Raw genomic sequence first — 20,606 nt, 5'->3', positions numbered from 1 at the left:
GAGCAAACAATGGCACATAAAGGATCTGGATTGATAAAAGCGGCATTTGATACGGATAACTTTCTGATGCGTTTTTGTGAGAAAGTGTTAGATATCGTGACGGTTAACCTACTCTTTGTTGTGTCTTGTTTGCCTATTGTGACTATTGGAGTAGCTAAAATCAGTCTTTATCAGACAATCTTTGAAGTGAAGCACAGCCGTCGTATTCCTGTTTTCAAAATCTATATTAGAGCCTTCAAGCAAAATTTGAAATTAGGTTTTCAGTTAGGTTTGCTGGAATTAGGAATCTTTTTGATCAGTGTGATTGACTTATCACTATTTTGGAGTCAAACTGGTGTTGCCTTTCAGCTTATTAAAGCTATTTGCTTGGGAATTCTGATATTTTTAACCCTAGTTATGTTGGCTAGCTATCCAATTGCTGCACGCTATGAATTAACTTGGAAAGAAGTGCTTCAAAAGGGCTTACTTTTGGTCAGCTTTAACTTCGTTTGGTTCTTCTTGATGCTTGCAATTATTTTGTTAATCATTATGCTTCTCTATCTATCAGGCTTTACTCTAGTGCTTGGTGGTTCAGCATTTCTACTCTTTGGCTTTGGTCTTCTTGCCTTTTGCCAAGCTGGATTAATGGAAAAATTGTTTGCTAAATATCAGGCAGATTGAAAACGACATGAAACTACTTTCAAACAAGAAAAGCTATGGGAGATGAATAGAAATTAAAATCTAAGTGGCTGAGATGTATTGAAAGCGCTTTTCACAAGGTGTATACTAAAATAGTAAAAAATCATCTGCTCAAAGCAGAAAAAAGAAATCTTAGGAGAAATCTATGTCAGATTTAAAAAAATATGAAGGTGTCATTCCCGCCTTCTACGCATGTTATGATGATGCGGGTGAAGTTAGCCCAGAACGTACTCGTGCCTTGGTACAATACTTTATTGATAAAGGTGTTCAAGGACTTTACGTTAATGGTTCTTCAGGTGAGTGTATCTACCAAAGTGTAGAAGACCGTAAATTGATCTTAGAAGAAGTGATGGCAGTTGCAAAAGGTAAATTGACGATCATTGCTCACGTGGCTTGCAACAATACCAAAGATAGTATTGAACTGGCTCGCCATGCTGAAAGCTTGGGAGTAGATGCTATTGCAACAATCCCACCAATTTACTTCCGCTTACCTGAATACTCAGTTGCAAAATACTGGAACGACATCAGTGCTGCTGCACCAAATACAGACTATGTCATCTATAACATTCCTCAATTGGCTGGTGTTGCTTTGACTCCAAGTCTTTACACAGAAATGTTGAAGAACCCACGTGTTATCGGTGTTAAAAACTCTTCAATGCCAGTTCAAGATATTCAAATATTCGTTAGCCTTGGTGGCGAAGATCATATCGTCTTTAATGGTCCAGATGAACAATTCCTAGGTGGACGTCTCATGGGTGCAAAAGCTGGTATCGGTGGTACTTATGGTGCTATGCCAGAACTCTTCTTGAAACTCAACCAATTGATTGCGGATAAAGACCTAGAAACAGCGCGTGAATTGCAATACGCTATCAACGCTATCATTGGTAAATTGACTGCTGCACATGGAAACATGTACGGTGTTATCAAAGAAGTCTTGAAAATCAATGAAGGGCTTAATATCGGATCAGTTCGTTCTCCACTTACACCAGTGACCGAAGAAGATCGTCCAGTTGTAGAAGCAGCTGCTCAATTGATTCGTGAAACTAAGGAGCGTTTCCTCTAATCAATAGGAGGCTTTATGACTAATTACGTTGCAATTGATATTGGTGGAACTAATATCAAATACGGTTTGATTGACCAAGATGGACAACTTGTTGAGTCTCACGAAGTAGCGACTGAGGCTCATAAGGGCGGTCCACACATCTTACAGAAAACAAAAGATATCGTAGCTAGCTATCTAGAAAAAGGACCAGTGTCAGGTGTAGCCATTTCCTCAGCGGGAATGGTTGATCCTGATAAGGGTGAGATTTTCTACGCTGGTCCACAGATTCCAAATTATGCTGGGACCCAATTTAAAAAGGAAATTGAAGAAAGCTTTAACATTCCTTGTGAAATTGAAAATGATGTTAACTGTGCAGGGCTTGCTGAAGCTGTCTCTGGGTCAGGAAAGGGTGCAAGTATTACCCTTTGTTTGACAATTGGAACAGGTATCGGTGGTTGCTTAATCATTGATGGCCAAGTTTTCCATGGCTTTAGTAATTCTGCCTGTGAAGTTGGTTATCTGCACATGCAGGATGGAGCCTTCCAGGATTTAGCGTCTACGACAGCTCTTGTTAAGTATGTAGCAGACGCACATGGAGATGAAGTGGAACAGTGGAACGGTCGCAGAATTTTCAAAGAAGCTACCGAAGGCAATAAACTCTGTATGGAGGGGATTGACCGTATGGTGGATTACCTTGGTAAGGGTCTCGCAAATATTTGTTATGTTGCCAATCCAGAAGTTGTCATCCTTGGTGGTGGTATCATGGGGCAAGAAGCAATTTTGAAACCAAAAATCCGTAAGGCTTTGAAAGATTCGCTTGTTCCAAGCTTGGCAGACAAGACTCGACTTGAATTTGCCCACCATCAGAATACTGCTGGTATGCTCGGAGCATATTATCATTTCAGAACCAAACAGTCCTAAATTGGCTTTGCCAATTTAGGTTTTTTTGGCAGGAAAAAAGTTAGGTAAAACTTTAATAAAACTTTGGAAGCCCTTGCATTTCTTGGAATAATATAGTATATTTATTATACTGAGAAATCTCGAAAAAGCATTTGTAAAATCAAGTCATTTTTTTATTTAGAAAAATGTAAGCGATTTCTAAAAATGAATTTAACAGAAGATAAGAGTGGGAGGAAGAAGAGTTTTATAGTAGGTACTGAGAAATAAAATTGTCGCCAGCAGAAACTGGGCTCTTGCAGTAGCTGACTGCTTTTGTTCATTAGGAGAATTTGATGAAACAGTATTTTTTTGAAAGAAGTCGTATATTCAGTATTCGTAAACTAACGGTTGGTGTAGCCTCTGTGGCAGTTGGACTGGCTTTTTTTGCATCTGGAAATGTTGCCGCTAACGAAGTTGTGACAGAGCCAAAACTGGAAGTAGAAGGTCAAGTCAAAGAAGTAATCGATGTCGATAAAGAAAAAGCGGAAGCAGTTAAGGAAACTAAAGAAGTAGTGAGTCCTGTTAAAGAAGAAGTTGCTAAACAAGCAGCTCCTGCTTCAGAAAAAGTAACAGAAGAAACTAAAACTACTGAAGAGGCTGGAGATTTACTTCCAGTAGAAATTCCTGACCGTGCCTATCCTGATACGCCAGTGAAAAAAATGGATACTTCAGCCATTGTTTCAGAGAAAGAAAGTCCACAAGTAGAGACTAAGAGCATTTTGAAACCTACAGAAGTGGCTCCGTCTGAAGGCGAAAAAGAAAATAGAGCCATTATCAATGGTGGCCAAGACCTTAAGCATATCAATTATGAGGGGCAACCAGCTACATCGGCTACCATGATTTACACAATCTACAGTTCACCTCTAGCAGACGGTGGAACTCAGCGTTACCTTAATTCAGGTTCAGGTATCTTTGTGGCTCCAAATATCATGCTGACAGTCGCTCACAATTTCTTGAAGAAGGATGCTGAAACCAATGCTGGTAATATCTTAGGTGGTGATACTGCTAAGTTCTACTACAATGTCGGTTCTAATACTCCAAAAGAAAGATCATTGCCAACTTCAGGAAAAACTGTTTTGTTCCAAGAAAGGGATATTCATTTCTGGAATAAAGAAAAGTTTGGTGAAGGGTACAAAAATGACCTAGCCTTGGTTGTGGCTCCAGTTCCAGTACAGATTGCAAGTCCCAATAAGGCTGCAACCTTTACTCCTTTAGCAGAGCATCGGGAATACAAAGCTGGAGAACCTGTTAGTACGATTGGTTATCCTACAGATTCAACTTCTCCAGAATTGAAGGAACCAATTGTGCCAGGTCAATTGTATAAGGCAGACGGTGTCGTTAGAGATACTGAAAAGTATGACGATAAGGGAACAGTAGGTGTTACCTATCGTTTGACTTCTGTATCAGGTCTTTCTGGTGGTGGAATTATCAACGGTGATGGTAAGGTCATTGGGATCCACCAACGTGGTACGGTTGACAATGCGAATATTGCTGAAAAAGACCGCTTCGGTGGAGGTCTAGTCTTGTCTCCAGAACAATTAGCATGGGCTAAAGGAATTATTGATAAATACGGTGTTAAAGGCTGGTATCAAGGCGATAACGGTAGCCGTTATTATTTCACTCCAGAGGGAGAAATGTTAAGAAATAAGACAGCAGTTATCGGTGAAAACAAATATTCATTCGATGAAAGTGGTGTAGCGACTCTTCTTGAAGGTGTTGACTATGGACGAGTTGTTGTCGAACACCTAGACCAAAATGATAACCCGGTCAAAGAAAACGATACTTTTGTTGAAAAGACGGAAGTTGGAACTCAGTTCGACTATAACTATAAAACAGAAATTGAAAAGACTGACTTCTTCAAGAAGAATAAAGAAAAATATGAGATTGTATCGATTGATGGCAAAGCTGTCAATAAACAGCTAAAAGATGCTTGGGAAGATGATTATAGCGTTGTGAGCAAGGCTCCTGCAGGAACTCGTGTTATCAAGGTTGTTTATAAGGTCAATAAAGGTTCCTTTGACATTCATTATCGTTTGAAAGGTACCGACCAAGAATTGGCAACTGCAACTGTGGATAATAACGAAGGTAAAGAATACGATGTTTCCTTTGTTCATAATTTCCAAGCTAAAGAAATTGCAGGATACCGTGCAGTAAATGCAAGTCAAGAAGCAACTATCAAGCATAAAGGGGTGAATGAAGTTATTTTTGAATACGAAAAGATTGAAGATCCAAAATCAGCGACTCCTGTAACTCCAGTAGTTGATCCAAAAGATGAAGAAACAGAGATTGCTGCTTACGGTCCACTTCCAAGCAAGGCTCAATTGGACTACCACAAGGAAGAATTGGCTGCCTTCATCCACTATGGTATGAACACCTATACCAACTCTGAGTGGGGGAACGGTAGAGAAAATCCTCAGTACTTCAATCCAACAAACCTTGATACAGATCAGTGGATTAAAACTTTGAAGGATGCTGGATTCAAACGAACAATCATGGTTGTAAAACACCATGACGGATTTGTAATTTATCCATCTAAATATACAGACCATACGGTCGCTGCTAGTCCGTGGAAAGATGGTAAGGGAGACCTTCTCGAAGAGATCTCTAAATCAGCAACTAAGTATGACATGAATATGGGTGTTTACTTATCACCATGGGATGCCAACCATCCTAAATATCATGTTGCAACTGAGAAAGAGTACAACGAATACTACCTCAACCAACTCAAGGAAATTCTTGGCAATCCTAAATACGGAAACAAAGGTAAATTCATCGAAGTTTGGATGGACGGTGCGCGTGGTAGCGGAGCTCAAAAAGTAACGTATACCTTTGATGAGTGGTTCAAGTACATCAAGGAAGCTGAAGGAGATATCGCTATCTTCTCTGCTCAACCGACAAGTGTCCGTTGGATCGGTAATGAACGTGGTATCGCAGGAGATCCAGTTTGGCATAAGGTCAAGAAAGCTAAAATCACTGATGATGTGAAGAATGAATATCTCAACCATGGAGATCCAGAAGGAGATATGTACTCAGTTGGTGAAGCAGACGTTTCTATCCGTTCAGGTTGGTTCTACCATGACAATCAACAGCCAAAATCAATCAAAGATTTGATGGATATCTACTTCAAGTCTGTTGGTCGTGGAACGCCACTTCTCCTCAATATTCCACCTAATAAAGAAGGTAAATTCGCAGATGCAGACGTGGCTCGCTTGCAAGAATTCCGAGCAACCTTGGATCAAATGTATGCGACTGACTTCGCTAAGGGTGCAACTGTAACTGCAAGCTCTACTCGTAAGAATCACTTGTATCAAGCAAGTCATTTGACAGATGGTAAGGATGATACGAGCTGGGCCCTAGCAAATGATGCTAAGACAGGTGAATTTACTGTCGATCTTGGACAAAAGAGACGCTTTGACGTAGTCGAACTCAAAGAAGATATCGCTAAGGGTCAACGTATCTCTGGCTTCAAGGTTGAAGTTGAACTTAATGGACGTTGGGTACCATACGGTGAAGGTTCGACTGTTGGCTATCGTCGTCTTATCCAAGGTCAACCAGTAGAGGCGCAAAAGATTCGTGTAACCATTACTGGTGCACAAGCGACTCCAATTTTGACAAACTTCTCTGTTTATAAGACTCCAAGCAGTATCGAGAAGACAGATGGTTACCCTCTAGGACTAGATTACCATTCAAATACAACTGCTGATAAAGAGAATACAACTTGGTATGACGAATCTGAAGGCGTCCGCGGAACATCTATGTGGACTAACCAAAAAGATGCTAGCGTAACCTACCGCTTCACTGGAACAAAAGCATATGTAGTGTCTACAGTTGATCCAAACCACGGTGAAATGTCCGTTTACGTGGATGGTCAAAAGGTTGCAGACGTACAAACCAATAATGCAGCTCGTAAACGTAGCCAGATGGTTTATGAAACTGAAGACTTGGCTCCAGGTGAACATACCATCAAACTCGTTAACAAAACTGGTAAAGCTATTGCAACGGAAGGTATCTACACGCTCAACAATGCTGGTAAAGGTATGTTTGAGATGAAAGAAACGACCTATGAAGTTCAAAAAGGTCAACCGGTTACTGTAACCATTAAACGTGTTGGTGGTAGCAAAGGAACAGCAACAGTTCACGTTGTAACAGAACCAGGAACAGGGGTTCACGGTAAAGTGTACAAGGACACAACTGCTGACTTGACCTTCCAAGACGGTGAAACTGAGAAAACAATCACGATTCCAACTATCGACTTTACAGAGCAAGCTGATTCAATCTTTGACTTCAAAGTGAAAATGACTAGCGTTTCTGACAATGCCCTTCTTGGTTTTGCTTCAGAAGCTACTATTCGAGTGATGAAGGCAGAATTGCTCCTAAAAGACCAGACAAGCTATGACGATCAGGCACCTCAGCTTGACTATAGTCCGGGTTGGAACCATGAAACGAACTCAGCTGATAAATACCAAAATACAGAATCATGGGCGTCATTTGGACGTATGACAGAAGAACAGAAGAAAAACGCCAGCGTAACAGCCTACTTCTACGGAACAGGTCTTGAGATCAAAGGATATGTGGATCCAGGACATGGTATCTACAAAGTAACGTTAGACGGTAGAAAAGTCGAGTATCAAGATGGCCTAGGTAATGCTTCTGAGTACAACGGTAAGAAGTACTTCAGTGGTACAGCCACTACTCGTCAAGGTGGTCAGACTCTCGTTCGTTTGACAGGACTCGAAGAAGGTTGGCATGCTGTAACCTTGCAATTGGATCCAAAACGTAATGATACTACGAGAAATATTGGTATCCAAGTTGACCAGTTCATCACTCATGGTGAAGGTAGTGCTCTTTATACCAAAGCAGAGTTAATCCAAGCCATGAAGAACTGGAAGGATGAGTTGGTTAAGTTTGACCAGACAAGCTTGAAGAATACTCCAGAGGCACGTCAAGCCTTCAAGTCAAACTTGGATAAATTATCTGAGCAACTTTCAGCAAGTGATGCCAATGCACAAGAAGTTCTGAAGACAGTAGCCGCTTTGCAAACGATCCTTGATAAGGAAGAAAATTATGGCACAGATGATACGCCAACACCAGAACAGCCAGAAGAACCAAACTATGACAAGGCTATGGCAAGTCTGACCGAAGCAATTGAAAGAAAAACAGCTGAACTCGGTGATGACAAGGAAGCTAAGAAGAAGCTAGTTGCATTAACAGAGCAAGCCTTGACAGCCATCCAAGAAGCCAAGACTCAGGATGCAGTAGATAAGGCCTTGCAAGCAGCTTTGGCATCTATCAATCAGCTTCAAGCAACTCCGAAAGAGGAGCCGGCTCCAGAAGAACCAAAACAGCCAGAAGAGCCTAACTACGACAAGGCCATGGCAAGTCTGACCGAAGCAATTGAAAGAAAGACAGCCGAGCTCGGTGATGACAAGGAAGCTAAGAAGAAGCTAGTTGCATTAACAGAGCAAGCCTTGACAGCTATCCAAGAAGCTAAGACTCAGGATGCAGTAGATAAGGCCTTGCAAGCAGCTTTGGCATCTATCAATCAGCTTCAAGCGACTCCAAAAGAGGAGCCAGCACCGGAAGAACCAGCACAGCCAGAGGAACCATCAAAACCAGAAGAGTCTAAAGTTGACTACTATAAGGCGATTGCAGATTTGACTGAAGCTATCGAGAAAAAAGCAACAGAACTTGCCGATGATGTAGCTGCTCAGGAAAAACTCGTTGAACTTGGAGAACAAGCTCTTGCGGCTATCCAAGAAGCTAAGACTCAGGATGCTGTTGAAAGAGTCTTGCAAGACGCGTTGGTATCCATCAATAAGCTTCAAGCAACTCCAAAAGAGGAGCCAGCTCCAGAAAAACCAGCAAAACCAGAGGAGCCAAGCAAGCCAGAAGAACCAGCAAAACCAGAAGAACCAACACAGCCAGAGGTACCAAGCAAACCAGTAGAGCCTAAGCTTGACTACGATAAAGCTATGGCAAGCTTGTCCGAAGCCATTAAAAGTAAAACAGCTGAGTTGGGTGATGACAAGGAAGCTAAGAAGAAACTAGTTGAACTAGCAGAACAAGCCTTAGCTGCTATTGAAGAAGCCAAAACTCAGGATGCAGTAGATAAGGCCTTGCAAGATGCTTTGACATCTATCAACAATCTTCAGGCGACACCAAAAGAGGAACCAGCTCCAGAAGAGCCAAGTAAGCCAGAGGAGCCTGCAAGACCAGAGGAGCCAAGTAAGCCAGAAGAGCCTGCGATACCAGAGGAGCCAAGTAAGCCAGAAGAGGAAGTGAAACATTCAAATCTTCCAGCTGAAGGTGTTAAAGAATTGAGTGTAACTCAACCAAGCCTTGAAGTAACGACAGAGCCGATTGCCTTCAATACGATTCGTCGTGAAAATTCTCTTCTACCTAAAGGTAAGGAACAAGTCGTTTCTGAAGGAAAAGACGGACAAATAAGGACCTATGTAGAAGTTGACGGTAGCGATCGTAAGGTTGTTAAGGTTGAACGTGAGGAAGCTCAAGACCGCATCGTTGAAGTCGGTACTCAAGAAGGAACTGCTATGCCGACAGAAGGCGTTATGAATTTGGACTTTAATCTACCAAATCTAAAAGTAGAGAAAGAACCAATCGCCTTCAAGACTGTTCGCCGTGAGAATGCTGATTTAGCTAAAGGTAAGGAACAAGTCGTCTCTGAAGGAAAAGACGGACAAGTAACGACTTATGTAGAAGTCGATGGTGACAACCGTAAGGTTCTTAAGGTTGAACGTGAGGAAGCCCAAGACCGCATCGTCGAAGTTGGAACCAAGGAAGAAAGTCCATCAACTGATAGCACATTGAAGGTCTTGAAAGATTCATCAACAAACTTGAAACTGATTGCTCGAGAAGGGGACCTCAATGGTGGTTCTGTTCTAGAGGTCGATAAGGTTGCTAACCAAGTCTTGGAAGGTCGCCGTTTCGATGCTTATCAAATTCAATTGAAGAATGAGAAAGGCGAACTTGTTCAATTGAAAGGTGCAGCCCTTGTTCAAGTTGCTGTGGCGTCTGATGTAGCCAATGTCTATGCCATGAATGCAAATCGAGAATTGCAGGAAGTGAAGTTTGAACAGAAAGGTTCAGCACTTGAATTTGTAGCTCCACACCTAGGTGTCTATGCGGTAGTGTACAAGGATGCAGCTCAACCAAGTGCACCAGCAAATGTAGAAACTCCTGCTCCACAACCTATGGGAGAAGATAAGCCATTAGCAGAGGCTAAAGGAACTGTAGCAGATTCTACAAGTAAACAGTTGCCGGCAACAGGAGAAGAAGTAAGTTCAGCTCTCTTGCCTGCTCTCACTCTAGTTTCAGGAATGATGCTATTATTCTTCAAAAAAGAGATGAAGGATTAGCAGAGACTAAATCAAAGAAAGTGTTTTAAAACACTTAAAAAGGGGGTCCCATAGTGGACTCCCTTTTGTTGATAAAGTTATTCCAAACAGAAAACCCTGAATGGTTTCCAATTTCAGGGCTTTCTATGTCTTGTATTTCTACGATAACCATTCAGTCTATTATTCTCCCAATAGCTATTAAAGATTTTTTCTTTACTTTCGCGATCGATCTCTAGGAAATAAGCGTAGAGTAAATCAATGATAATCAGCATTGGAATCTGAGCAGAAATTCGTTGAATATAAGATGCTTGGTTTTGGCTTGCGACCAAAATAGTTTCTGTAAATGCTTGAGTATCCTTATTCGGTGCACTTGTAAATAGAACTGTCTTAGCTCCCATATCTTGGGCATCTAATAAACTATCGATGATGGACGGTGTTGTTCCTGAGAGGGAAAAACCAAAGACCAAACATTTTTCATCAATGATACTAGTCGTCCAGGCAAAACCGTCTGGATCTGTTAAGGCTTCACAGACGACACCCAATCTCATAAAACGTAGCTTCATCTCACGTGCGACTAGACCAGAACTCCCAGTTCCGAAAAAATACACGCGTTCTGATCGCTCAATCATCTGAGCTACACGTTCCAACTGCTCATCGTCAATCAATCCTTGAGAAATTTCTCGCACATTTGCATAACTTCTGAGAACTCGTTGAGTCAAAGGATTCATATCCTGTTGAGGAGCAGAAAGAGTGTCTTTTTGTTGTTGATATTTGAAGATGAATTCTCGATAGCCCTTAAAACCACACTTCTTGGCAAAACGAGTGAGCGCCGCCTGGGAAATATGAAGTTTTTGCGTGACTTGTTGAGAGGATAAATCATCATTTATGGTGTCTGCCTGCAGAAAATAGCGGGCAATTTCTTGCTCTAAATCGGTCATTTCTTCAAAGTGAAGGTCGATAATCGTAGAGATATCTTGCTTATTCATGGAACTCCTTTTATAGCTATTTGCCAAAATTACTTTGACAAATCTAACAAATAAAATAGCGCTTACCTCCATTATATCATAGAAAATAATTTTTGGACCAAAAAGGAAAAGTCTTTTCTTTTTCCATAATTTTCTACCTAAATTATGGTACAATGAAGAGTGTGATTTTGATTAGAAATGAGATTGATGTGTATGAGAAAATTCAATAGCCACTCGATACCGATACGGCTTAATTTGTTATTTGCAATCGTCATTTTGCTCTTTTTAGCAATTATTGGTCGTTTGCTTTATATGCAAGTTCTTCATAAGGATTTTTATGAAAACAAACTCGCTTCTGCTAGCCAAACTCGAGTAACCATGGGTTCCGCTCGTGGAGAAATTTATGACGCAACAGGAAAACCTTTAGTCCAAAACACGGTTAAGCAAGTTGTTTCCTTTACACGAAGCAACAAGATGACTGCGGCTGATTTGAAGGATATTTCTAAAAAATTGTTGACCTATGTCACAGTCACCTCTCCAGAGTTGACGGACCGTCAAATGGCTGATTACTACTTGGCTGATGCTGAAGTTTATAAGAAGACAGTTGAAGCTCTTCCAAAGGATAAACGATATGATTCAGATGGCAATCAACTTTCCGAATCTGAACTCTATAACAACGCTGCTGAGAGTATTACTTCCAGTCAATTAGACTACTCAGAGGATGAAAAGAAGGCAATCTATATCTTTAGTCAGCTCAATGCAGTAGAAAATTTTGCGACAGGAAATATTCAAACGGATCCTTTGAGCGATACACAGGTAGCTGTGATTGCTTCTGCATCTAAGGAATTACCAGGTATTTCCATCTCTACTTCATGGGACCGAAAAGTCTTAGAAACCTCTCTTTCATCAATAGTTGGAAGTGTTTCTAGTGAAAAATCTGGTCTTCCAGCAGAAGAAGTGGACGCTTATTTGAAAAAAGGTTACTCACTCAATGACCGTGTTGGGACTTCCTATCTTGAAAAGCAATACGAAGAAGTCTTGCAAGGAAAACGTACCGTCAAGGAAATCCATTTGGACAAGCACGGAGACATGGAGAGTGTAGAGAATATCGAAGAAGGAAGCAAGGGTAAAAATATCAAATTAACCATTGATTTGGCCTTCCAAGATAGCGTAGACAACCTCTTAAAGAACTATTTCAACTCAGAACTTGCAAATGGGGGAGCTAGATATTCAGAAGGTGTCTATGCAGTAGCCCTCAATCCTAAGACAGGTGCTGTATTAGCCATGTCAGGGATGAAGCACAATGTAGAGACTGGAGAACTGACCACAGACTCACTCGGAACTGTCACCAATGTCTTTGTTCCAGGATCTGTCGTTAAGGCAGCTACCATCAGTTCAGGTTGGGAAAATGGGGTTTTGTCAGGAAATCAAACCCTGACAGATCAACCAATCGTCTTCCAAGGTTCTGCGCCTATCAATTCCTGGTATACCCCTTATTATGGTTCTTTCCCGATTACAGCCGTTGAGGCCTTGGAGTATTCATCCAATACCTACATGGTCCAGACAGCTCTTGGCATCATGGGGCAAACTTATCAGCCGAATATGACAGTAGGAACCAACAATCTTGAATCTGCCATGGGAAAACTTCGTTCAACCTTTGGTGAATATGGTTTGGGCGTGTCTACAGGGATCGATTTACCGGATGAGTCAACAGGCTTTATCCCTAAAGACTATGATTTGGCTAACTATCTAAATAATGCCTTTGGACAGTTCGATAACTACACACCAATGCAGTTAGCTCAGTATGTGGCGACTATTGCCAATAATGGTGTCCGCTTAGCTCCTCATATCGTGGAAGGAGTCTACGACAACAACGAACAAGGTGGTTTGGGAGAACTCATTAAGCAAACGGACAGCACAGAAATGAATAAGATTAATATTTCTGAGTCTGACATGTCTATCTTGCAACAAGGCTTTTACCAAGTATCGCATGGGACAAGTGCTCTCACGACAGGTCGTGCCTTTTCAAATGGGGCAGCAGTATCCATCAGCGGAAAAACCGGTACAGCCGAAAGTTACGTGAACGGCGGCCAAAATGCCGACAATACCAACGCCGTAGCCTATGCGCCGACCGATAATCCGCAGATTGCAGTCGCAGTTGTTTTCCCGCATAATACGAATCTAACTAATGGTGTCGGACCTTCGATTGCTCGCGACATTATCAATCTATACAACCAACACCATCCAATGAACTAGAAAGGAAGCCATGCTTTACCCAACACCTATAGCTAAGCTGATTGACAGTTATTCAAAACTTCCGGGTATCGGGATTAAGACAGCAACCCGACTGGCCTTTTATACCATTGGGATGTCGGATGATGACGTCAATGAATTTGCAAAAAATCTTCTTGCAGCCAAGCGAGAATTGACCTATTGCTCTATTTGTGGGCGTTTGACAGATGATGATCCTTGTTCTATCTGTACCGATCCTAGCCGTGACCAGTCTACGATTCTGGTTCTGGAGGATAGCCGCGATGTCGCAGCTATGGAAAACATCCAAGAATACCACGGACTTTACCATGTTTTACACGGTTTGATTTCCCCTATGAATGGGATTAGCCCAGATGACATCAACCTGAAAAGTCTCATGACTCGCCTCATGGATAGTGAAGTTTCTGAGGTCATCGTAGCCACCAATGCAACAGCAGATGGTGAGGCGACCTCCATGTATATCTCTCGACTACTCAAACCTGCAGGGATTAAGGTCACTCGTCTAGCAAGAGGTCTAGCAGTAGGAGCAGATATCGAATATGCAGATGAAGTAACGCTCCTAAGAGCTATTGAAAATCGTACCGAACTTTAGTCTGTAAGGATATGGAACAGACAATGAGCTAGTAGATACTATATACAAGAAATCAAGAGACTGGATTTATTTTTAATCCAGTCTCTTTTTTGTTATACAAGTTTCAAAAAATAGACAAATGTGATATACTAAAAAGCGAGTATTCTAGTAGAAATAGGACAATCATATGAAACAAACAATTATTCTATTATATGGTGGACGCAGTGCAGAACGTGAAGTCTCTGTATTGTCAGCTGAGAGTGTCATGCGTGCGGTTAACTATGATCGTTTCGCAGTCAAAACCTTCTTTATCAGCCAGTCTGGTGATTTCGTCAAAACCCAAGAATTTACCCAAACTCCTGGGCAGGATGACCGTCTCATGACCAATGAAACGATTGATTGGGACAAGAAAATTGCTCCAAGTGTCATCTACGAAGAAGGCGCAGTTGTTTTTCCAGTTCTTCATGGACCTATGGGAGAAGACGGTTCCGTTCAAGGTTTCCTAGAAGTCTTGAAAATGCCTTATGTCGGTTGTAATATCCTATCTTCAAGCCTTGCTATGGATAAGATCACTACCAAACGTGTCTTGGAATCTGCTGGCATTGCCCAAGTCCCTTACGTAGCCATTGTTGAAGGGGATGACTTAGCTTCTAAGATCGCAGAAGTTGAAGAAAAATTAAGGTATCCAGTCTTTACTAAACCATCTAATATGGGTTCTAGTGTTGGTATTTCTAAGTCTGAAAATAAAGAGGAACTCCATCAAGCTCTCGAACTCGCCTTTAAATATGATAGCCGTGTCTTGGTGGAGCAAGGAGTCAATGCGCGTGAAATCGAAGTTGGGCTCTTAGGGAACTATGATGTCAAGAGCACTCTTCCTGGTGAAGTTGTCAAAGACGTAGCCTTCTATGACTACGATGCCAAATATATTGACAATAAGATTACCATGGACATCCCAGCTAAGATTAGCGATGATGTGGTAGCAGTCATGCGTAAAAATGCAGAAGCTGCCTTCCGTGCTATTGGTGGACTTGGTCTCTCACGTTGTGACTTTTTCTATACAGATAAGGGAGAAGTTTTCCTAAATGAGCTCAACACCATGCCAGGATTTACCCAATGGTCTATGTATCCCTTGCTTTGGGACAATATGGGCCTTCCTTATCCAGAACTAATCGAGCGTTTGGTTGACCTTGCTAAAGAAAGCTTTAACAAGCGTGAAGCGCACCTATTGTAAAGATAGCTATAAGGGCGGGGCAAGACTCCCTGCCCCTTTTTAAAGGAGTAAACATGAAACTTACGATTCACGAAGTTGCGCGTGTTGTCGGTGCAAAAAATGATGTGACCAGCTATGCGGACAGTCCACTAGTCAAGGCAGAGTTTGATAGTCGTTTGATTGGACCTGGTGATCTATTTGTGCCACTCAAGGGGGCGCGTGATGGTCATGACTTTATCGAGACGGCTTTTGAAAATGGCGCTGTTGTAACCCTGTCAGAAAAGGAAGTAGAAGGTCATCCTTACATTTTAGTAGAGGATGTTTTGACAGCCTTTCAAGCTCTTGCAGCTTATTACCTTCAAAAGACAGGAGTAGATGTCTTTGCTGTTACAGGTTCAAATGGGAAGACAACGACCAAGGATATGTTGGCTCATTTACTTTCTACAAGCTACAAAACCTACAAAACGCAAGGAAATTACAATAACGAGATTGGCTTACCCTATACAGTTCTTCATATGCCGGATGACACTGAGAAGTTAGTCTTGGAAATGGGGCAGGATCACTTAGGAGATATCCATCTCTTGTCTGAACTAGCTCATCCAAAGACAGCCATTGTGACCTTGATAGGAGAAGCTCATTTGGCCTTCTTTAAAGACCGTTCTGAAATTGCCAAAGGGAAATTGCAAATCGCTGATGGGATGGAAAAGGGTGCCTTGTTTTTAGCACCAGCTGATCCTATTGTAGAGGATTATCTACCTACTGAGCAAAAAGTGGTTCGTTTTGGTCCAGGTGCAGAACTTGAAATTACAGAATTGATCGAGCGTAAGGATAGCTTAACCTTCAAGGCTAATTTCTTGGAACAGGCTCTCGACTTGCCAGTAACTGGTAAGTACAATGCGACCAATGCCATGATTGCATCTTATGTTGCTTTGCAAGAAGGAGTAACTGAGGAGCAAATCCATCAAGCCTTTCAAAATCTTGAATTGACCCGCAATCGTACCGAGTGGAAAAAAGCTGCCAACGGTGCAGATATCTTGTCAGATGTCTACAATGCCAATCCAACTGCCATGAAATTGATTTTAGAAACTTTCTCTGCCATTCCAGCCAATGAAGGTGGCAAGAAACTCGCAGTTTTGGCAGATATGAAAGAACTAGGAGACCAGTCTGTCCAACTTCATAATCAAATGATTTTAAGCATTACACCCGATGTCCTTGATACCGTAATTTTCTACGGTGAAGACATTGCTGACTTGGCTCAGTTAGCTAGTCAAATGTTCCCCATCGGTCATGTTTACTACTTCAAGAAAACAGCTGAGGAAGACCAGTTTGAAGCCATGGTTAAGCAGGTCAAGGAAAGTCTTGGTGCACATGACCAAATCTTGCTTAAAGGTTCGAACTCTATGAATCTAGCTAAGCTAGTAGAAAGTCTAGAAAATGAGCACAACTGATTTTGCTAAGGCTCTGCAGAGAATGTTAGCCATTACCGATACTGGTTTGACCTATACAAGGGATCCTTTTGACCGTGAACGTTATGAGGATTTACGTCAGATTTTATGGAGTGTTTTGCAGGATCAAACAGAGCTCAAACAAGAGGAATTGACTGCAATTTTAAAACCAACAGGTAGCTATGCAACTCCCTTGATGGATGTGCGAGCTTGGATTGTTCAAGACCAGAAGATTTGTTTGGTTAGAGGACAAGGAGAGGATACTTGGGCATTACCTGGTGGCTTTGGTGAGGTAGGATATTCTCCCAAGGAAAATATCCGAAAAGAAGTTCAGGAAGAAACAGGATTTTCAGCAGAAGTAGGCTCTTTATTGGCAGTTTTTGATACCAACCGCTTTCAACTTCAGAACAAGCAGTATGCAAAGTTCGTCTTTGACTGTCAGTTATTAGATGGACAATTTCAAGAAAATCAAGAAGTTGCTGAATTAGGATTTTTTGACATTTCGGCTCTCCCTCCCTTATCTGAAAAAAGAATAACCAAGGAACAAATGGATATTCTATGGCAGGTCTATAAGGGTGAGCGGGAACAATATATTGATTAGAAGCTTGGCTTTATCTTAAGGCCGATAGCTACTTTGGAACACAAAAATATAAGAAATAAATGTAAGCTAGGCTCTATAGAAATGAGTAAGAGGTCTGCTTATATGAAAATGAGGAAAGTTACATGAATGTTTGGGATGCTTTATTTAGCACGAAGCCGACAGAGCCACCCCAATTTGATCTTCTTTGGTATGGAAGTCTATTTAGTTTATTGGCATTGACTGTATTTCTTGCCTATCGCTATGGTAATAATAAGATTTGTCAGCGATTTTTCCAGATTTTACAGGCGACCCAGTTAATCCTTCTCTACGGTTGGTATTTGGTCAATCAGATGCCTTTAACAGAAAGCCTACCCTTTTATCATTGTCGATTAGCTATGTTTGTAGTGCTTTTGACCCCGGGTGTCTCTAGAGTCAAACAGTATTTTGCTGTTCTCGGAACCTTTGGGACTTTGGCAGCCTTTGTTTATCCAGTACCAGATCCCTATCCCTTCCCACATATTGCCATTTTGTCCTTTATTTTCGGACACTTAGCCCTTCTTGGAAATTCCTTGATTTATCTCTTGAAGGACTACGATGCTCGTCTGTTGGATTTCAAAGGTATTCTTATACTGACCTCTTTACTCAATGGTTTGATTTTTATAGTCAATTTAGTGACGGGTGGAGATTATGGCTTTTTGACAAAACCACCATTGGTTGGAGACCACGGTCCTTTGATCAATTATTTAGTCGTTACCCTATTCTTGACTTTCGCCATTTACATAGTCTCTAAAGCTTTTCAGACCATGCTTGAGGAGAAGGGTGAAAGAAGATTACGAATCTGGCAGAAATAAAAAAATATTTTCCCAACCGCTTGACTTTTATCTGAGAATTTTGATACAATAGTAGGCGGTATTGTTTACCCCATTTGTAAGGCCCCGGAACCTTTCAAATAACTTGCGGACCGGAACATCCGCCCTGTAAACAAAAACGACATTCATATAGGAGAAATCATGAACAAAACTACATTCATGGCTAAACCAGGCCAAGTAGAACGCAAATGGTACGTTGTTGACGCAACTGATGTACCTCTTGGACGCCTTTCAGCAGTTGTTGCTAGCGTGCTTCGCGGAAAAAACAAACCAACATTCACACCTCACACTGATACAGGTGACTTCGTAATCGTTATCAATGCTGAAAAAGTTAAATTGACTGGTAAAAAAGCAACTGATAAGATCTACTACACTCACTCAAACCACCCAGGTGGATTGAAATCAATCTCTGCTGGTGAACTTCGTTCTAAAAATGCAGTACGTTTGATCGAGAAATCAGTTAAAGGTATGCTTCCACACAATACTCTTGGCCGCGCTCAAGGTATGAAATTGAAAGTATTCGTTGGATCTGAGCACACTCACGCTGCACAACAACCAGAAGTTCTTGATATTTCAGGACTTATCTAAGGAAAGGAACAATAAAGTATGTCACAAGCACAATATGCAGGTACTGGACGTCGTAAAAACGCTGTTGCACGCGTTCGCCTTGTTCCAGGAACTGGTAAAATCACTGTTAACAAAAAAGATGTTGAAGAGTACATCCCACACGCTGACCTTCGTCTTGTCATCAACCAACCATTTGCAGTTACTTCAACTGCAGGTTCATACGACGTTTTCGTTAACGTTGTAGGTGGTGGATACGCTGGTCAAGCAGGAGCTATCCGTCACGGTATCGCTCGTGCCCTTCTTCAAGTAGACCCAGACTTCCGCGATTCATTGAAACGCGCAGGACTTCTTACACGTGACTCACGTAAAGTTGAGCGTAAGAAACCAGGTCTTAAGAAAGCTCGTAAAGCATCACAATTCTCAAAACGTTAATCAATACGATTATATCAACGTTTACAGACATTCAAGAATTATTTCTTGGATGTCTTTTTTGTTTCAAAAAATCAAAGTTCACCCCAAAATTCACCCCATATTCACCCCATCAATTTTTTAAACTACGAAAAGCAATATCACCTACAGTCTGATTGACTTTATCTTTGATATTAACGTAAGTTTTTGTAATCTCTTTATCACTATGAGTAAGAGCTTCTGAGAAGGCTTCAAGAGAAACCCCAGCTTGTTTTGCGAGTGTCGCACCAGTATGTCTTAGTTTGTGTGGGGAAGCTGGTGCTAGTTCAGGGTGCCTGCGTCTGACTGATTTCATCTTGATAAAACTTAAAATCTTTCTAATTATAACAAAGCATAGTCAAAAAGCTATGACCTCTATATTCACAAAAAAATCCAGACCAATACTAGTCCAGATTTCTTGTCTATTAAACATTCTTTTCAAAGAATGGAAGAACGGCTGTAACGGATTTGTCAACGCAATTATTTAACTGTGAGAATCCGACGCACATAAATTTTAAATGGTGTCTCAGTCACATTTAAATTTATGAGACGCTTAGACGTTAGGCTTTCAATTTATCAAATTTTGATTTGATGTTTGCCTTGAACTCTTCAAGTTTGGCCTTGCGATCTGCTTTACGTTCAGCCTTCATTTGCGCACGCGCTTGGTTGTAGAGGTCTTCTTGGACTTGCAGGGCTGCTTCAACTTCAGCTACGACGGTTGCCACATCCCAACGCATGATTTGGGTGTCGTACTTGGTGAAGTAAGCATCGATGACTGCTTCGTTGTCTTCTTGCACCAAGGCAACAACGGCTGTTTCACCGTTAGTCAATTTCTGAGAAACAACGTCAATCAGGCCAGTTTCTGCCGTATCAATGGTATCACCAGCAGCCAAACCATAGAGGCTACCCATACCATAACCAAACAAGACGCCGATAGGACCACCCAAAAGCCCGATAACTGCACCGAACAAGCCACCTTTTAGGGCTGCATCCGTCGTTGAATCTTCAAAGTCATAGCGTTCTTTTTCAACGATATGACCGTTTTCATTTTTGACCAAGGCGATTTGAGCAACCTTGGTCGTCTGAGTTTGGCGGAAAGCCTTCAAATCCGCAAAGGACTGATAAGCTTCGCTTTCAGTGTTAAAGATTGAAACTACTAGGTTTTCCATAGTTAGTACCTCTTTTCTAAAAATTACATATACATTATAACACGGTTTCAATTACTTTTCAATCATTTTAGTGCGACATTTTATTTGATATGTCGCGTTTATCAGCGTTAAAGAACAGTTTCAGGCAGCGGTATATCTTTGCCATATCCCAGCCCAGACACTCTGGAGACTCTGAGTGACTATCAAGAAAGATGTCCATTAGATTCTTAAAGCCTCCCGTGCAAAAAGTAAATAAATAGTGTTTTTCCTGTATGCCTGTCACACGGCTAAAAGACCGCTTGACCAAATCTTCCAGAAAATTATAGCAGATATTATGTACCAGCTCTGTGTAGCGAGTCTGATGAGCGTGCCGAATCACAACGACACTTTTATAGAATCTGCCAACTGTTTCCTTATGGTCGAATCCTTGAAAGAAGTCGCTTTATTCGTCGGTCAAGACAATTAATTTGGCTGGTGCAACTGATTCGCCAAGCTATGAATAAGCAATTATTACCTTTT

General features: G+C 41.4%; 15 protein-coding genes and 1 pseudogene. 13 read left to right on the top strand and 3 right to left on the bottom strand.

Features of this window, described 5'->3' with window-relative positions; all coding sequences use genetic code 11:
- Positions 1-9 precede the first annotated feature (9 nt).
- The 4 genes from AB2B47_RS03090 to AB2B47_RS03075 all read left to right on the top strand — a co-directional run bounded on the left by AB2B47_RS03090 (position 10) and on the right by AB2B47_RS03075 (position 10,035).
- Complete coding sequence (locus tag AB2B47_RS03090) at positions 10-660, top strand: YesL family protein (protein ID WP_006152862.1); 651 nt, start codon at positions 10-12, stop codon at positions 658-660.
- A gap of 163 nt (positions 661-823) precedes the next feature.
- Complete coding sequence (locus tag AB2B47_RS03085) at positions 824-1,741, top strand: dihydrodipicolinate synthase family protein (protein ID WP_320693610.1); 918 nt, start codon at positions 824-826, stop codon at positions 1,739-1,741.
- 15 nt (positions 1,742-1,756) lie between these two features.
- On the top strand, positions 1,757-2,641 hold the full coding sequence (locus tag AB2B47_RS03080; RefSeq protein WP_006152873.1) for an ROK family protein: 885 nt from the start codon (positions 1,757-1,759) through the stop codon (positions 2,639-2,641).
- 311 nt (positions 2,642-2,952) lie between these two features.
- Positions 2,953-10,035, top strand: a complete 7,083-nt coding sequence (locus AB2B47_RS03075) for an alpha-L-fucosidase (RefSeq protein ID WP_320693609.1) — start codon at positions 2,953-2,955, stop codon at positions 10,033-10,035.
- Positions 10,036-10,148: 113 nt separating this feature from the next.
- On the opposite strand, the gene AB2B47_RS03070 is transcribed toward AB2B47_RS03075, so the two are convergent.
- A complete protein-coding gene (locus AB2B47_RS03070) occupies positions 10,149-11,000 on the bottom strand; it encodes a MurR/RpiR family transcriptional regulator (protein WP_320693608.1) in 852 nt (283 codons plus the stop codon).
- Between the two features lie 192 nt (positions 11,001-11,192).
- Here AB2B47_RS03070 and pbp2b point away from each other — a divergent pair, with 192 nt between their 5' ends.
- From pbp2b to rpsI, 8 genes are all read left to right on the top strand, one after another.
- Positions 11,193-13,235 carry a penicillin-binding protein PBP2B gene (pbp2b, locus tag AB2B47_RS03065; protein ID WP_320693607.1) on the top strand — a complete coding sequence of 681 codons (2,043 nt, stop codon included), beginning with the start codon at positions 11,193-11,195 and terminating at the stop codon, positions 13,233-13,235.
- A gap of 10 nt (positions 13,236-13,245) precedes the next feature.
- Entirely contained in the window at positions 13,246-13,842 is a 597-nt protein-coding gene (recR, locus tag AB2B47_RS03060) for a recombination mediator RecR (protein WP_000966747.1), read from the top strand.
- Between the two features lie 166 nt (positions 13,843-14,008).
- Positions 14,009-15,052 carry a D-alanine--D-alanine ligase gene (locus AB2B47_RS03055; RefSeq protein ID WP_320693606.1) on the top strand — a complete coding sequence of 348 codons (1,044 nt, stop codon included), beginning with the start codon at positions 14,009-14,011 and terminating at the stop codon, positions 15,050-15,052.
- A gap of 53 nt (positions 15,053-15,105) precedes the next feature.
- Positions 15,106-16,479, top strand: a complete 1,374-nt coding sequence (locus AB2B47_RS03050; protein ID WP_320693605.1) for a UDP-N-acetylmuramoyl-tripeptide--D-alanyl-D-alanine ligase — start codon at positions 15,106-15,108, stop codon at positions 16,477-16,479.
- Positions 16,466-17,077, top strand: a complete 612-nt coding sequence (locus AB2B47_RS03045) for an NUDIX hydrolase (RefSeq protein WP_320693604.1) — start codon at positions 16,466-16,468, stop codon at positions 17,075-17,077. The genes AB2B47_RS03050 and AB2B47_RS03045 overlap by 14 nt, the downstream gene beginning before the upstream one ends.
- Positions 17,078-17,199: 122 nt before the next feature.
- Positions 17,200-17,907: a YwaF family protein gene (locus AB2B47_RS03040; protein ID WP_320693603.1), complete on the top strand. Its 708-nt coding sequence runs from the start codon at positions 17,200-17,202 to the stop codon at positions 17,905-17,907.
- A gap of 159 nt (positions 17,908-18,066) precedes the next feature.
- Positions 18,067-18,513, top strand: a complete 447-nt coding sequence (rplM, locus tag AB2B47_RS03035) for a 50S ribosomal protein L13 (RefSeq protein WP_024418516.1) — start codon at positions 18,067-18,069, stop codon at positions 18,511-18,513.
- An 18-nt stretch (positions 18,514-18,531) separates the two neighbouring features.
- Positions 18,532-18,924 carry a 30S ribosomal protein S9 gene (gene rpsI, locus AB2B47_RS03030; protein WP_002893764.1) on the top strand — a complete coding sequence of 131 codons (393 nt, stop codon included), beginning with the start codon at positions 18,532-18,534 and terminating at the stop codon, positions 18,922-18,924.
- 109 nt (positions 18,925-19,033) lie between these two features.
- On the opposite strand, the gene AB2B47_RS03025 is transcribed toward rpsI, so the two are convergent.
- Positions 19,034-19,255 carry a tyrosine-type recombinase/integrase gene (locus tag AB2B47_RS03025; protein ID WP_002893762.1) on the bottom strand — a complete coding sequence of 74 codons (222 nt, stop codon included), beginning with the start codon at positions 19,253-19,255 and terminating at the stop codon, positions 19,034-19,036.
- Positions 19,256-19,499: 244 nt separating this feature from the next.
- Positions 19,500-20,108 (bottom strand): DUF1269 domain-containing protein, encoded by a 609-nt coding sequence (locus AB2B47_RS03020; protein ID WP_320693602.1) that lies wholly within the window; start codon positions 20,106-20,108, stop codon positions 19,500-19,502.
- Between the two features lie 351 nt (positions 20,109-20,459).
- On the opposite strand from AB2B47_RS03020, the pseudogene AB2B47_RS03015 reads away from it, so the two are divergent.
- Positions 20,460-20,603, top strand: a pseudogene (locus AB2B47_RS03015) (IS982 family transposase); the annotation flags it as partial.
- Positions 20,604-20,606: the final 3 nt, after the last annotated feature.

Source organism: Streptococcus wuxiensis, assembly GCF_040888245.1.
Taxonomy (GTDB): domain Bacteria; phylum Bacillota; class Bacilli; order Lactobacillales; family Streptococcaceae; genus Streptococcus; species Streptococcus wuxiensis.
Note: the sequence above shows the minus strand (reverse complement) of the source record. Positions and strands in the feature narration are given on the sequence as shown.

Coding starts and splice junctions, on each gene's coding strand:
- AB2B47_RS03090 (WP_006152862.1), top strand. CDS start 10: ATGGCACATAAAGGATCTGGATTGATAAAAGCGGCATTTGATACGGAT.
- AB2B47_RS03085 (WP_320693610.1), top strand. CDS start 824: ATGTCAGATTTAAAAAAATATGAAGGTGTCATTCCCGCCTTCTACGCA.
- AB2B47_RS03080 (WP_006152873.1), top strand. CDS start 1,757: ATGACTAATTACGTTGCAATTGATATTGGTGGAACTAATATCAAATAC.
- AB2B47_RS03075 (WP_320693609.1), top strand. CDS start 2,953: ATGAAACAGTATTTTTTTGAAAGAAGTCGTATATTCAGTATTCGTAAA.
- AB2B47_RS03070 (WP_320693608.1), bottom strand. CDS start 11,000: ATGAATAAGCAAGATATCTCTACGATTATCGACCTTCACTTTGAAGAA.
- pbp2b (WP_320693607.1), top strand. CDS start 11,193: ATGAGAAAATTCAATAGCCACTCGATACCGATACGGCTTAATTTGTTA.
- recR (WP_000966747.1), top strand. CDS start 13,246: ATGCTTTACCCAACACCTATAGCTAAGCTGATTGACAGTTATTCAAAA.
- AB2B47_RS03055 (WP_320693606.1), top strand. CDS start 14,009: ATGAAACAAACAATTATTCTATTATATGGTGGACGCAGTGCAGAACGT.
- AB2B47_RS03050 (WP_320693605.1), top strand. CDS start 15,106: ATGAAACTTACGATTCACGAAGTTGCGCGTGTTGTCGGTGCAAAAAAT.
- AB2B47_RS03045 (WP_320693604.1), top strand. CDS start 16,466: ATGAGCACAACTGATTTTGCTAAGGCTCTGCAGAGAATGTTAGCCATT.
- AB2B47_RS03040 (WP_320693603.1), top strand. CDS start 17,200: ATGAATGTTTGGGATGCTTTATTTAGCACGAAGCCGACAGAGCCACCC.
- rplM (WP_024418516.1), top strand. CDS start 18,067: ATGAACAAAACTACATTCATGGCTAAACCAGGCCAAGTAGAACGCAAA.
- rpsI (WP_002893764.1), top strand. CDS start 18,532: ATGTCACAAGCACAATATGCAGGTACTGGACGTCGTAAAAACGCTGTT.
- AB2B47_RS03025 (WP_002893762.1), bottom strand. CDS start 19,255: ATGAAATCAGTCAGACGCAGGCACCCTGAACTAGCACCAGCTTCCCCA.
- AB2B47_RS03020 (WP_320693602.1), bottom strand. CDS start 20,108: ATGGAAAACCTAGTAGTTTCAATCTTTAACACTGAAAGCGAAGCTTAT.